The organism is Agromyces lapidis, from assembly GCF_009749405.1.
Lineage (GTDB): Bacteria > Actinomycetota > Actinomycetes > Actinomycetales > Microbacteriaceae > Agromyces > Agromyces lapidis.
Genome location: NZ_WBIQ01000007.1, coordinates 323,512 through 336,345, shown reverse-complemented (window position 1 = coordinate 336,345; position 12,834 = coordinate 323,512). Strand labels below are relative to the sequence as shown.

The window sequence follows — 12,834 nt, the reverse complement described above, 5'->3', positions numbered from 1 at the left end:
TCGCCTGCGTCGGGCAGGCCCCCGGCTCCCGATAGCATTGACGCATGGCGAGTGCGAGTACAGTTCTGCAGTTCCGCGACGTGTCGGTGGTTCGTGACGGCAATACGATCCTCGACGCGGTGACGTGGAGCGTCGCCTCCGACGAACGCTGGGTGGTGCTCGGCCCGAACGGTGCCGGCAAGACCACTCTCCTGCAGATCGCCGCAGCGGCCATGCACCCGACCTCCGGCAAGGCCGAGGTCCTCCAGGAGGCCCTCGGCAAGGTCGACGTCTTCGAGCTCCGCCCGATGATCGGCTTCGCCTCGACGGCGATGGCGCGCCGCATCCCGCGCGATGAGACCGTGCTCGACGTCATCCTCACCGCCGCGTACTCGGTGACCGGCCGCTGGAACGAGGAGTACGAGGGCATCGACCTCCGCCGCGCCGAGCGCGTGCTGAAGGAGTGGGGCCTCGACGGCTTCTCGGGCCGCCGATTCGGCAGCCTCTCCGACGGCGAGCAGAAGCGCGTGCAGATCGCGCGCTCCGTGATGACCGACCCCGAGCTGCTGCTCCTCGACGAGCCGGCGGCGAGCCTCGACCTCGGCGCCCGTGAGGAGCTCGTAGGTCTCCTCGGGGGCTACGCCGCCTCGCCGTCGTCGCCCGCGATCGTCATGGTCACCCACCACGTCGAGGAGATCCCCGTCGGGTTCACCCACGCGCTCCTCGTCAAGCAGGGCGGCATCGTCGCGGCGGGGCCGCTCGCCGAGGCGCTCACCGCCGAGAACCTCAGCTCGACCTTCGACATGACGATCGAGCTCAGCGAGCGCGACGGCCGCTTCGCCGCGCGCGCCGTCTGAGAAGTTCTCGCTCCGATTCTGCTAAACTCGTTAGCTGGCCCTACCGCCGATATGCTTTCCCGCTGATGAACGGCACCGCGAAGGTGTCTCGTTCGTGCAGCAGGAGCTCGAAATCCATCGTCCGCTCTCTCAATCGAAATCCAAGGAAGTCTCCATGAAGACCGACATCCACCCCGAGTACAACGCCATCGTCTTCCGCGACCTGGCTTCGGGCGCCACGTTCCTCACGCGTTCGACCGCGACGAGCGACAAGTCGATCGAACTCGACGGTGTCACCTACCCGGTCATCGACGTCGAGATCTCGAGCGAGTCGCACCCGTTCTACACGGGCAAGCAGCGCATCATGGACTCGGCCGGCCGCGTCGAGAAGTTCAACCAGCGCTTCAAGGGCTTCGGCAAGTAATCCAGCCGAACCGAGGGGGCGGGCGACGCGAGTCGCCCGCCCCCTCGCCGTACCCGCCGCGCCTGCTACGGTCGCCGGATGACCACGCGCGATCAGGCTGACGCACGCCGAATGCGGTTGCCCACGCTCGGCGACGGCCGCGTCCGCCTGCGCGCGTTCGGGCCGCAGGATATCCCGCTCATCATCGAGGCGGCCGATGATCCGATGATCCCGCTCATCACGACGGTGCCGCGGTCAGCAGATCAGCGATCGGCGCGGGCGTACCTCTCGCGCCAGGCGCGCCGGCTCGCGACCGGTGAGGGCTACTCGTTCGCGATCGCCGACCACGACGACCGTGCCAGGGGGCAGATCGGCCTGTGGCCGCGTCGCGACGACGGCGGGCGCGCAGGCATCGGCTACTGGCTGGCGCCGTCGGCAAGGGGGCGGGGCTACGCCTCGGCTGCGGTCGGGCTCGTCGTCGACTGGGCCTGGACGCTCGGCCGGATCGAACGACTGGAGCTGTTCATCGAGCCGTCGAACGCCGGCTCGATCTCGGTCGCCGAGTCGACGGGCTTCACCCGCGAAGGGCTCCTGCGATCCTGGATGCCTGTCGGCGGGACGCGACGCGACATGCTCGTGTACTCCCGCATCCGAGATCGGGACGGTGCCGCCCCGGCTGCGCTCAACGGACCGGCCACGCCCCGGAGGTCGTGAACTCGGGCTCGCCGTTGCGGCGACGCCACGACTGGTAGCTCTCGGCCTGCTCTCGGCACCAGTCGACCTGACGGGCGTGCAGCTCGGCGACCGCGACCGTTGCGAGTTCGGGGTGGGCGCGGGCGATCGCCTGCGCCACGCGCCCCGCCGCGATCGCGTCGGCGCCCGCGTTGTGGGCGTCGTCGAGCACGACGCCGTAATGCTCGGCCGCCGCAGAGAGGGTGCGCTTGCCGCGACGGTACCGGTCGACCGCCTTGTCGATGACGAGCGGGTCGATGACGGGCCCCGGGCCCGGCAGGGGAGCGAGACCGTAGCGGGCGGCCTCGCGCTCGAGGATGGTGAGGTCGTAGGCCGCGTTGTACGCGACGATCGGCAGGCCGCGCTCGGCGGCGTCGGCGAGGGCCGCGATGATCTCGCCGACGGCGGTGGCCGCCGACTGCCCCTCGAGGCGGGCGCGCTCGGTGGTCACCCCGTGGATGACCGAGGCCGCCGTCGGGATCTCGATGCCCGGGTCGACGAGCCACTCGCGCTGCTCGAGCACCTCGCCGTCGGCGCCGAGCACGCCGACGTGCGCGGTGACGATGCGGCTGACGTCGACGTCGATGCCGGTGGTCTCGAGGTCGAAGACGGCGAGGGTGTTCGCCCACAGGGCGGCATTCGTGGCATCCATGTGCGAAAGGCTATGCAGCGCCACCGTCATCGCCGGCGCGGCGCGGCGCGTGTCCCGGCATCCGAGAGGTCTGCGCCCGGCGACGCGGCTTTCGCGCAGGCGGAATCCGTAGAATGGCCGGGATGATCGAATCGCCCTACGCCGCCGCGCTCGCCCGCATTCCCGTCAGGGCCCACCGGGTCGACGTCGACGGCACCGACACCGCTTGGTGGGAGTACGGCGACGCGGATGCCCCCGTGCTCGTGCTCGTGCACGGCTTCCGCGGCGATCACCACGGACTCGAACCCGTCGTGGCCCAGCTGCCCGGCTACCGCATCGTCTCGCCCGACCTGCCGGGCTTCGGCGAGTCGGCGACCTTCGCCGACCGCGAGCACGACATCGACGGCTACGCGCGCTGGCTCGGCGCCTTCATCGAGGCCGTCGGCATCGAGGGCGACTACGACCTGCTCGGGCACTCCTTCGGATCGATCGTGTCGTCGGCGGCCGTCGCGGGCGGGCTCGCCCCGCGCCGGCTCGTGCTCGTGAACCCTATCGGCGCCCCCGCCCTGCAGGGGCCGCGCGGCGTCATGACGCGCCTCGCGGTGCTCTACTACCGCGCGGCCGCCGCGCTGCCCGAGAAGGCCGGCTTCGCGCTCCTGCGCAACGGCGCGGTCGTGCGGGTGATGAGCGTCACCATGGCGAAGACCGGCGAGCGCGACCTCCGACGTTGGATCCACGACCAGCACGACCGCTACTTCTCCGACTTCGGCGACCGCGACCAGTTGCTCGAGGCGTTCCGGGCCTCCGTCGGCCACGACGTGAGCGAGTACGCCGAGCGCATCACCGTGCCGACCCTCCTCGTCGCCGCCGAACGCGACGACGTGACCCCCATCGAGGCGCAGCGCCGCCTCGTCGGCCGGTTCCCCGATGCGACGCTCGAGGTGATCCCCGAGGTGGGACACCTCATCCACTACGAGACCCCCGGCGACGCCGCCGCGCGCATCGGCCGCTTCCTGCGCACGGAGTCGCACGCATGAGGGTCGTCGTCGACTGCCGCTACACCCGCATCGGGCACCACGACGGCATCAGCCGGTTCACCGCGGGCCTCGTCGGCGAGCTCGCGAAGCTGCACCCCGTCACGATGCTCGTGAGCGACCACCGTCAGCTCGACATGCTGCCCGACCTGCCGTGGCAGCTCGTGAGCTCGCCGACGAGCGCGCGCGAGCCGTTCGTGGCGCGCCAGGTGCGTCGCCTGCGCCCCGACATCGTGTTCTCTCCGATGCAGACGATGGGCTCGTGGGGTCGCGACTACCGCCTGCTGCTGACCCTGCACGACCTGATCTACTACGAGAACCGCACGCCGCCGCGAGACCTGCCGGCCCCCGTGCGCCTGCTCTGGCGGCTCTACCACCTCGCCTGGTGGCCGCAGCGGCTGCTGCTGAACCGGGCCGACGCGGTCGTCACCGTCTCCGAGACGACGGCCGGGCTCATCCGCGAGCACCATCTCACCGATCGTCCGATCACGGTCGTCTCGAACGCCTCCGACGACCTCGGTGCACCCGAGCTGCCGCGCGCCCGCCCCGAGGGGCATCGGCTCGTGTACATGGGCTCGTACATGCCGTACAAGAACGTCGACACGCTCGTGATGGCCGTCGCGGCACTGCCCGACCACGAGCTGCACCTCCTCAGCCGGATCGGCCGCGAGGAACGGGAACGGCTCACCCGGCTCGCTCCGGAGGCACGGCTCGTCTTCCACGACGGCGTGACGGATGCCGCGTACGCCGAGCTGCTCGCGGGCGCCACCGCGCTCGTGCACGCCTCGCGGGCCGAGGGCTTCGGCATCCCGCTCATCGAGGCGATGCGCCTCGGCACGCCGGTCGTCGTGAGCGACATCCCGATCTTCCGCGAGATCGGCGGCGACGCCGCGCTCTACTTCGATGCGGGCGACGCCGATGACCTCGTTCGGGCGCTCGGCGACCTCGAATCCGACGACATCTGGCAGGAGCACTCCGCCCGCTCGGTCGAACGCGCGGCGCAGTACACCTGGGCCGGCTCGGCTGCGACCCTGCTCGAGCTCATGCGGCGCACGGTCGCCGAGCACGGTGGGCGCGGAAGGCGTCGCAAGCGGCGCTGAGACGTCGGGCGCCGCCGCCCGGCCGATCAGTCCTCGGTACCCGTGAGCCGTTCGGGCTCGACGAGCTCGAGTGCGCCCGCGGCATGTCGCAGCAGGTGCACCGAGCCGTTCGTGATCGCGTACCCCGCTCCGGGCAGCGTCCACTCGCTCAACCCGAGGATGAGCGAGTGGATCACGCCGCCGTGCGAGACCACGACGACGCTGCCGCCGGGGTGGGCCGCCGCGATCTCGGCGAGCGCAGCGCTCGCACGGGCGATGACGGTGGAGCGCGGTTCGAGCCCCTCGATCGTCGCCGCCTGCGCCTCGACCGCCATCCGGCCGGCGTGGTCCAATCCCTCGAGCACCCCATGGCTGCGCTCGGCGAGCGAACCCATGAGTCGTGGCGCGGGCAGCGCGAGCACCCCGGCGATGATCTCGGCGGTCTCGGTCGCGCGCGCGAGCGTGCTCGCGTACACGGCGTCCCAGTCGTCTCGGGCGAGCCGCTCGCCAGTCTCGGCGGCCTGCGCGCGCCCCGTGTCGTTCAGCGGGATGTCGGTCATGCCCTGGATGCGACGCTCGCGGTTCCACTCGGTCTCGCCGTGGCGGACCAGGGCGATCAGCGTCGGTTCGGGGTGTGGCGAGGCATCCGTCATGTCGAAGACTCTCGCATGTCGCGGGCCGCGTTCACGAACCGAGCGCCTCGGCGAAGGCGGTGAGCGTCTCACTCGCACCGGCGTCGATCTTGACGGCGGCCCGGGAGTCGCCCTTCGTGACCCCGCGGTTCACGACGATGATCGGGAGCTTCCGCCGTCGCGCCTGCTCGATGAGACGCACGCCCGAGTTCACGATGAGCGAGGAGCCGGCGACGAGGAACACGTCGGCGCCCGCGACGAGGGAGGCGGCGGCCTGGAAGGTCGGTGCCGGCACGAACTCCCCGAAGAACACGACGTCGGGCTTCAGGATGCCGCCGCAGACGGTGCAGACGGGAATGACCATCGACTCGACATCATCATCGACGACGACGTCGCCGTCGGGCGCCTGACGGACCGACTTCTCGAGGTCGATGCCCGGGTTCAGCAGCGTCAACTCCTCCGCGATCGCCTGCCTCGCGTAGTGCTGGCCGCAATCGAGGCAGACGACGCGATCCATGCCGCCGTGCAGCTCGACGACGTGGCGGCTGCCCGCGCGCCGGTGCAGTCCGTCGACGTTCTGCGTGACGACGCCCGCGACCGCACCCGCGGCCTCGAGCGAGGCGAGCGCGAGGTGTCCTGCGTTCGGGCGGGCGCTGCCGAAGTGCCGCCACCCGAGATGGCTGCCGGCCCAGTAGCGCTTGCGCGCCTCCTCTGTGGCGAGGAATCGCTGCACGGTCATGGGCGTGCGCACCGGAGCCCCCTCTCCGCGATAGTCGGGGATGCCGGAGTCGGTGCTGACCCCGGCCCCGGTGAGCACCGCGATGCGCGCCCCGCGCATGAGGTCGATCGCCTCGCGCACCAGTTGCCCGGTGTCGGGCGTCGCGTCGATTCCGATCTCCACGGAGGCTCCATTCAGACGAGGTTGACCTGATTGTAAACACCGTCGTTTTCCGGATTGTTTCCGAGGCTGGCACTCTTGAGGGGAGGAGATCCATGCACATCGAACGAGTCCGCGACGCGGCATCCGATTCCGTCGCCGACTACGCACGGCTCACCGACGTGACCCTGCGCAGCGCCCGAGAGCCGGAGCAGGGGCTGTACATCGCCGAATCGGCGAAGGTCATCGGGCGGGCGATCGCCGCTGGGCACCGCCCGCGCTCGGTGCTCATGGAGGAGAAGTGGCTCGCCGGGCTCGAGCCCGTGCTCGCCCCGTTCGACATCCCCGTGCACCTCGCCGACCCCGCACAGCTCGAGGAGATCACCGGGTACCGCGTGCACCGGGGCGCCCTCGCGGCGTTCGAGCGGCCCGAGCTGCCCGACCCGGCCGAACTGCTCGCCGGCGCCCGGCGCGTGGTCGTCCTCGAGGACATCGTCGATCACACGAACGTGGGGGCGATCTTCCGATCGGTGGCCGCGCTCGGCGCCGACGCCGTGCTCGTGACGCCGCGCTGCGCCGACCCGCTCTACCGCCGCAGCGTGCGCGTCAGCATGGGCACCGTCTTCCAGGTGCCGTGGACCAGGCTGCCCGAGTGGGGCGAGGCCGCCGCACTCCTGCACGGCGCCGGGTTCACCACTGCCGCCCTCGCGCTCGCCGACGACGCGGTGCCGCTGCGCCGGCTCGCCGCCGACCCGCCCGAGCGCCTCGCCCTCGTCTTCGGCGCCGAGGGCGACGGCCTCAGCCGCAGTGCCCTCGAGGCCGCCGACGCGGTCGTCACGATCCCGATGCGCCACGGCGTCGACTCCCTGAACGTCGCGGCAGCCGCGGCCGTCGTGATCTACGCCCTCGCCCTGCCGGAGGAACAGACCCCGTGACCGATACGACCGCGCACGCGGACACCGCACGCCCCTCCGACCCCGACGAGCGCCGGCGCGTCTACCGGCGCCGTCGCATCGTCGTGTTCGGCAGCCTCGCCGTCGTGATCGCCCTGCTCATCGGTGGCGGGGTCTACACCGCGAACGCGCTCGGCGCCCCGGTGCCGGCCGCCGCGCCCGAGGTCGAGCAGCCCGCTCCCGTCGTCGCCGCGGCGCAGCCGCTCGCGCTGCCGGGCTTCGGCGGCTACGCCGTGGGCGCGGTCGGCTTCGACGGGCTCCTCGCCGCGGGCAACGCCGATCAGCCGATGGCGTCGGCGAGCATCACCAAGATCATCACCGCGCTCGTGATCCTCGAGCAACACCCGATCCCTGCGGGCGAGAACGGCCCCGACATCGAGTACACCGACGCCGACGTCGACATCTACTGGGACATGATCGCCCAGAACGGCTCGGTCGCGCCCGTCGAGGCCGGCGCGACGCTCAGCCTCCGCGAGAGCCTCGAGGCGCTGCTGCTGCCGTCGGGCAACAACTACGCGATCTCGCTCTCGAACTGGGCGTTCGGCTCCGAACAGGGGCTCGTCGACGCCGCGCGCACCTGGCTCGACGCCCACGGGCTCGCGAACACGCGCATCGCCGACGCGAGCGGCCTGTCGCTCGAGAACGTGTCGACGCCCGCCGACCTCGTGCAGCTCGGCGAGCTCGCCCTCGCCGAGCCCGTGCTCGCCGAGATCGTCGCGACGCAGGAGGTCGACATCCCCGAGCTCGGCACGCTCGAGAACTCGAACAAGCTGCTCGGCACGCACGGCGTCGACGGCATCAAGACCGGCACCACCGACGACGCCGCGAACCTGCTGTTCTCGGCCGACTACGCGGTGGGCGACACGACCGTGACGGTCGTCGGCGTGGTGCTCGGCGGCGAGAACCACGCGATGCTCCGCGAGGCGATCGCGAAGCTGCTCGACAGCGTCGCACCCGGATTCCACGAGGTCGTGCCCCTCGAGGCCGGCCAGGAGCTCGCCGGCTACGACACCCCGTGGGGCGACACCGCACGCGCACGGGCCGCCGACGGGGCATCCGTCGTGGTCTGGAGCGACACCCCCGTCGTGGTCGAGGTGCGCGCGGAGCCGCTCACCCTCGCGGACGAGGGCGAGGAGGTCGGCACCGCCGTCGTCCGGGCGGGCGCGCAGGAGATCACCGTGCCCCTGGTGCTCGACGCCGAGATCGACGACCCGGGCACCTGGTGGCGGCTCGCGAACCCCTCGGGGCTCGCGCCCGCGACCGCTCAGTCCGGCAGCGAGTAGGGACCCGCGTCGGGCCGCTTCGGCGAGACCAGGTCGCCCGACGACTGGTGGCGGATGCGCCGCACGACCCACGGCACGAGGTACTCGCGCGCCCACGCGAGGTCTTCGACGCGAGCCTGACGCCAGGTCGTCGACGGCAGCGGTTCGGGCTTCAGCGGCTCGAGGTCGTTGTCGACGTTGAGGGCCGAGAGCACCATGCGCGCGACGGTGTGGTGGCCGAGGGAGTTGAGGTGCAGGCGGTCGGGCGACCACATGCGCTGGTCCTGGATCGCGGTGAGCGCCCACTGATCGGCGACGAGGCAGTCGTACTTCGCCGCGATCGTGCGGAGGTTCTCGTTGTAGATGGCGACCTTTCCGCGGATGCCGCGGAACACGGGCGAGAAGCCGACGTCGACACCCGTGAACAGCACGATGGTCGCGTGGTCGCGCGAGAGGCGTTCGATCGCGTACTCGAAGCGAGCGGCGATCTCGTCGGGATCCGTGCGCGGGCGGATGACGTCGTTGCCGCCCGCCGAGATCGTGATGAGGTCGGGGCGCAGCGCGACCGCGGGCTCGAGCTGCTCGTCGATGATCTGCTGGATGAGCTTGCCGCGCACCGCGAGGTTCGCGTACGCGAAGTCCTCGGTGCCCTGCGCCAGCTCTTCGGCGACGCGGTCGGCCCAGCCGCGGTGGCCGCCGGGGACGGAGGGCTCGGGATCGCCGATGCCCTCGGTGAACGAATCGCCGATGGCGACGTAACGCGACCAGGGATGCTGCTGGGTGACCATCACTCCATTCTGCACAACGTGTCGGTTCGAGGATGTCGCAGGGCTCCGCTACCCTCGAATCCAGTGAGTACAGCGACACCATCCGGGGCCCATCCGGGCACCTCGGCGGCCGAACACCTCTCACCCTCGTTCCCCGAGCGGGCCGCCTGGGGTACCGCGTCGAAGCTGCGGGCCTGGCAGGCCGAGGCGCTCGAGCAGTATCTCGACGAGCTCCCGCGCGACTTCCTCGCCGCCGCGACGCCGGGCGCCGGCAAGACGACGTTCGCGCTCCGCCTCGCCGCCGAGCTCCGAGGCCGACGCATCATCGACCGCATCACGGTCGTCGCGCCCACCGACCACCTGAAACGCCAGTGGGCCGACGCCGCGGCGCGCGTCGGCATCCGGCTCGATCCCGGGTTCCGCAACGCGCACGGCCGCTCGGCCAGGCACTATCACGGCGTCGCCGTCACGTACGCGCAGGTTGCGATGCGGCCCGCGCTGCACCGCGAGCTGACGCTCTCGGGGCGTTCGCTCATCATCCTCGACGAGGTGCACCACGGCGGTGACACGCTCTCCTGGGGCGATGCGATCCGCGAGGCCTTCGAGCCCGCGACGAAGCGGCTCTCGCTCACCGGCACGCCGTTCCGCTCCGACACGGCCCCCATCCCGTTCGTGCGCTACGAGCCCGATGCGCAGGGGGTGCGCCTCTCGAAGACCGACTACGACTACGGCTACGGGCGCGCCCTCGCCGACGGCGTCGTGCGTCCCGTCATGTTCATGGTCTACGCCGGGCACATGCGCTGGCGCACGAAGGCCGGCGACGAGATGGAGGCGAAGCTCGGCGAGGACAACACGAAGGACATCACGTCCTCGGCGTGGCGCACGGCGCTCGAGCCGAGCGGCGAGTGGATCCCCGCGGTGCTTCGGGCCGCCGACCGCCGGCTGACAGAGGTGCGGCAGTCGATCCCCGACGCCGGCGGGCTCGTGCTCGCCACCGACCAGACCGTCGCGCGGGCATACGCCGACATCCTGCAGCAGATCAGCGGCGAGCCCGTCACCGTGGTGCTCTCCGACGACAAGGAGGCATCGGGCCGCATCGAGGAGTTCTCGGGCAACACCCGGCGGTGGATGGTCGCGGTGCGCATGGTCTCCGAGGGCGTCGACGTGCCGCGCCTCGCGGTCGGGGTCTATGCCACGAGCTCCTCGACGCCGCTGTTCTTCGCCCAGGCGATCGGGCGCTTCGTGCGGGCCCGCCGCCGCGGTGAGACCGCCTCGGTGTTCCTGCCGAACGTTCCCGTGCTCATGGCGCTCGCGGCCCAGCTCGAACGCGAGCGCGACCACGCCCTCGACCGGCGCGGCGGCGCCGACGCCGACGACGACGGCCTCGACGACAGCATGCTCGAGTCGGCGAACCGCGAGGAGCGCGCTTCGGAGGAGATGGAGTTCGGCACCTGGGAGGCGCTCGGCTCCGACGCCTCGTTCGACCGGGTCGTGTTCGACGGCACCGAGTTCGGCACGCTCGCCGAGCCCGGCAGCGACGAGGAGTTCGACTTCATCGGCATCCCGGGGCTGCTCGAGCCCGAGCAGGTCTCGGAGCTCCTGCGCCACCGGCAGGCACGGCAGGCGCGCAGGGCGGGGGAGCGTCGCAAGCACGCCGCCGCCGCTCAGGCCGACGGCGAGCACGATGACGGCGCCTCGTCCGAGCCGGTCGCGCTCTTCCGCACCCTGAAAGAGCAGCGCTCGCTGCTCAACAGCATCGTGGGACTCTACGCCCGCCAGAGCGGCCAGTCGCACTCGAGCGTCCATGCGGAGCTGCGGCGGGCGTGCGGCGGGCCCGAGGTCGCGCAGGCGACGGTGACCCAGTTGCAGTCGCGCATCGAGCTCGTGCGACGACGACTCTCGGGGCGATGATGGTCGCGTGAAGATCAACGGGTTCGCCGACGTGTGCCTGCGCACGCTGATGCTGCTGGGGGCGCAGCCGGGCGAGCAGCTCACGAGCCGCGAGATCTCCGACCGCATCGGGGTGCCGTACCACCACGTCTCGAAGGCGGTGCTCGAACTGCGACGGCGCGGTGCCCTCGACGTCGCGCGTGGCCGCATGGGCGGCGCCCGCATCACCGAGGCGGGGCTCGCGCTGAGCGTGGGCGCGCTGCTGCGGTCGCTCGACGGTCATCAGGATCCCGTCGACTGCATCACGAGCGACGGCACCAGCTGCCCGCTCATCGCGGGGTGCCGATTGCGATCGGCGCTCCATCGGGCGCGCGAGGCGTTCTACGCGACGCTCGACGGGCTGACGGTGGAGGCGCTCACGGCGAGCCCGTCGCTCGTCGCGCTGCCGATCCCCGGCGTGCGCGAGGCATCCGGCGCCGTCTGATTTGCACCCGCTTTTCTACAGGGTGTAGAACTGATCTCGGAATCTGGCATAGCAAATGCCAGATACGAAGTTCCGAGGAGAACCATGCTTTCCGAGCAGTCCCGTCCCGTCATCGAAGCCACGCTGCCCGTCATCGGCGAGCGCATCGGCGAGATCACGCCGAAGTTCTACGCCCGCCTGTTCACCGCGCACCCCGAGCTGCTCGACGGCATGTTCAGCCGGGCGAACCAGCAGAACGGCACCCAGCAGCGGGCGCTCGCGGGGAGCATCGCCGCCTTCGCCTCCCACCTCCTCGCGCACCCCGACACCCTGCCCGAGGCGGTGCTCTCGCGCATCGCGCACAAGCACGCCGCCCTCGGCATCCCCGAGTCGGGCTACCCGATCGTCTACGATCACCTCTTCGCCGCCATCGCCGACGATCTGGGCGACGCCTGCACGCCCGAGGTCGCCGCGGCCTGGACCGAGGTGTACTGGCTGATGGCCGACGCCCTCATCGCGATCGAACGCGGCCTGTACGCGCGCCAGGCGAACGACGTCATGTGGGCCGAGTGGCGCGTGACCGCGAAGGAGGCCGCGGGCGCCGGGTCGATCACCTTCCGCCTCGCGCCGGCCGATGAGACGCCCGTCACCCGGGCGACACCGGGCCAGTACGTCTCGGTGCGCGTGCAGCTCGCGGACGGGCTGCACCAGGCGCGGCAGTACTCGCTCTCCGACCGGGTCGACTCGCTCACCGAGCGGGTGTTCACGACGAAGCTCGACGAGGGTGGGGAGGTCTCGCCGTTCCTGCACGGACACGTGAACGTCGGCGACGTCGTCGAGCTCTCGAACCCCTACGGCGACATCGAGCTCGACGACACCGACGCGCCCATCGTGCTCGCGACGGCCGGCATCGGCTGCACGCCGAGCGCCTCCATCCTGCAGTCGCTCGCGGGGTCGGCGTCCCGGCGCCCCGTCCTCGTGCTGCACGCCGAGCAGCGTGCCGAGAACTGGGCGCTCGAAGCGCAGATGCGCGAGGCTGTCGCGGCGCTGCCGAACGCCGAACTCCGCCTCTGGCTCGAGGAGCCCACGACCGCGGCCGACGCGGAGGCCGGCTTCATGAGCCTCGACGGCGTGGAGATGCCGGCGGGAGCGAAGCTCTACCTCTGCGGGCCGCTGCCGTTCATGCGCTCGATCCGGTCGCAGGCCATCGCCGCCGGGGTGGCCCCGACCGACATCCACTACGAGGTCTTCGGACCCGACGTCTGGCTCGCCGCGTAGGGGGCTCTACGGCCGAGG

The 12,834-nt window shown here is 71.4% G+C and carries 14 protein-coding genes; 10 read left to right on the top strand and 4 right to left on the bottom strand.

What is annotated here, in order from left to right; translation table 11 throughout:
- The first annotated feature begins 44 nt into the window (after nucleotides 1–44).
- From GQQ93_RS12535 to GQQ93_RS12525, 3 genes are all read left to right on the top strand, one after another.
- Nucleotides 45–836: an ABC transporter ATP-binding protein gene (locus GQQ93_RS12535; protein WP_157424554.1), complete on the top strand. Its 792-nt coding sequence runs from the start codon at nucleotides 45–47 to the stop codon at nucleotides 834–836.
- 154 nt (nucleotides 837–990) lie between these two features.
- A complete protein-coding gene (locus tag GQQ93_RS12530) occupies nucleotides 991–1,239 on the top strand; it encodes a type B 50S ribosomal protein L31 (RefSeq protein ID WP_022888198.1) in 249 nt (82 codons plus the stop codon).
- A 78-nt stretch (nucleotides 1,240–1,317) separates the two neighbouring features.
- Nucleotides 1,318–1,932 (top strand): GNAT family N-acetyltransferase, encoded by a 615-nt coding sequence (locus GQQ93_RS12525; RefSeq protein WP_246192305.1) that lies wholly within the window; start codon nucleotides 1,318–1,320, stop codon nucleotides 1,930–1,932.
- Here the strand turns inward: GQQ93_RS12525 and GQQ93_RS12520 are convergent.
- The gene (locus GQQ93_RS12520; protein WP_157424553.1) at nucleotides 1,901–2,602 is read right to left on the bottom strand and encodes a 3'-5' exonuclease; all 702 of its coding nucleotides are present in this window, start codon (nucleotides 2,600–2,602) and stop codon (nucleotides 1,901–1,903) included. The two genes, GQQ93_RS12525 and GQQ93_RS12520, sit on opposite strands and share 32 nt — an antisense overlap.
- Before the next feature lie 122 nt (nucleotides 2,603–2,724).
- On the opposite strand from GQQ93_RS12520, the gene GQQ93_RS12515 reads away from it, so the two are divergent.
- Entirely contained in the window at nucleotides 2,725–3,618 is an 894-nt protein-coding gene (locus GQQ93_RS12515; protein ID WP_376863922.1) for an alpha/beta fold hydrolase, read from the top strand.
- On the top strand, nucleotides 3,615–4,715 hold the full coding sequence (locus GQQ93_RS12510; RefSeq protein WP_157424551.1) for a glycosyltransferase family 4 protein: 1,101 nt from the start codon (nucleotides 3,615–3,617) through the stop codon (nucleotides 4,713–4,715). Before GQQ93_RS12515 ends, GQQ93_RS12510 begins: the two co-directional genes overlap by 4 nt.
- A gap of 26 nt (nucleotides 4,716–4,741) precedes the next feature.
- Here the strand turns inward: GQQ93_RS12510 and GQQ93_RS12505 are convergent, their stop codons facing one another.
- Nucleotides 4,742–5,347 (bottom strand): histidine phosphatase family protein, encoded by a 606-nt coding sequence (locus GQQ93_RS12505; protein ID WP_157424550.1) that lies wholly within the window; start codon nucleotides 5,345–5,347, stop codon nucleotides 4,742–4,744.
- A gap of 31 nt (nucleotides 5,348–5,378) precedes the next feature.
- The gene (locus GQQ93_RS12500) at nucleotides 5,379–6,164 is read right to left on the bottom strand and encodes a Sir2 family NAD-dependent protein deacetylase (RefSeq protein WP_157424622.1); all 786 of its coding nucleotides are present in this window, start codon (nucleotides 6,162–6,164) and stop codon (nucleotides 5,379–5,381) included.
- Nucleotides 6,165–6,319: 155 nt separating this feature from the next.
- On the opposite strand from GQQ93_RS12500, the gene GQQ93_RS12495 reads away from it, so the two are divergent.
- Together GQQ93_RS12495 and GQQ93_RS12490 are read left to right on the top strand one after the other, a co-directional pair.
- Nucleotides 6,320–7,138 carry a TrmH family RNA methyltransferase gene (locus tag GQQ93_RS12495; protein ID WP_157424549.1) on the top strand — a complete coding sequence of 273 codons (819 nt, stop codon included), beginning with the start codon at nucleotides 6,320–6,322 and terminating at the stop codon, nucleotides 7,136–7,138.
- Nucleotides 7,135–8,439, top strand: coding sequence for a D-alanyl-D-alanine carboxypeptidase family protein (locus GQQ93_RS12490; RefSeq protein WP_157424548.1), 1,305 nt, complete (start codon nucleotides 7,135–7,137; stop codon nucleotides 8,437–8,439). The genes GQQ93_RS12495 and GQQ93_RS12490 overlap by 4 nt, the downstream gene beginning before the upstream one ends.
- Here GQQ93_RS12490 and GQQ93_RS12485 read toward each other — a convergent pair.
- The gene (locus tag GQQ93_RS12485; protein ID WP_157424547.1) at nucleotides 8,421–9,206 is read right to left on the bottom strand and encodes an SGNH/GDSL hydrolase family protein; all 786 of its coding nucleotides are present in this window, start codon (nucleotides 9,204–9,206) and stop codon (nucleotides 8,421–8,423) included. The two genes, GQQ93_RS12490 and GQQ93_RS12485, sit on opposite strands and share 19 nt — an antisense overlap.
- A 63-nt stretch (nucleotides 9,207–9,269) precedes the next feature.
- On the opposite strand from GQQ93_RS12485, the gene GQQ93_RS12480 reads away from it, so the two are divergent.
- The 3 genes from GQQ93_RS12480 (at nucleotide 9,270) to GQQ93_RS12470 (ending at nucleotide 12,816) form a co-directional block, all read left to right on the top strand.
- A complete protein-coding gene (locus GQQ93_RS12480; protein WP_246192304.1) occupies nucleotides 9,270–11,096 on the top strand; it encodes a DEAD/DEAH box helicase in 1,827 nt (608 codons plus the stop codon).
- Nucleotides 11,097–11,103: 7 nt separating this feature from the next.
- On the top strand, nucleotides 11,104–11,559 hold the full coding sequence (locus GQQ93_RS12475; RefSeq protein WP_157424545.1) for an RrF2 family transcriptional regulator: 456 nt from the start codon (nucleotides 11,104–11,106) through the stop codon (nucleotides 11,557–11,559).
- A gap of 84 nt (nucleotides 11,560–11,643) precedes the next feature.
- A complete protein-coding gene (locus GQQ93_RS12470; protein ID WP_157424544.1) occupies nucleotides 11,644–12,816 on the top strand; it encodes a globin domain-containing protein in 1,173 nt (390 codons plus the stop codon).
- Nucleotides 12,817–12,834: the final 18 nt, after the last annotated feature.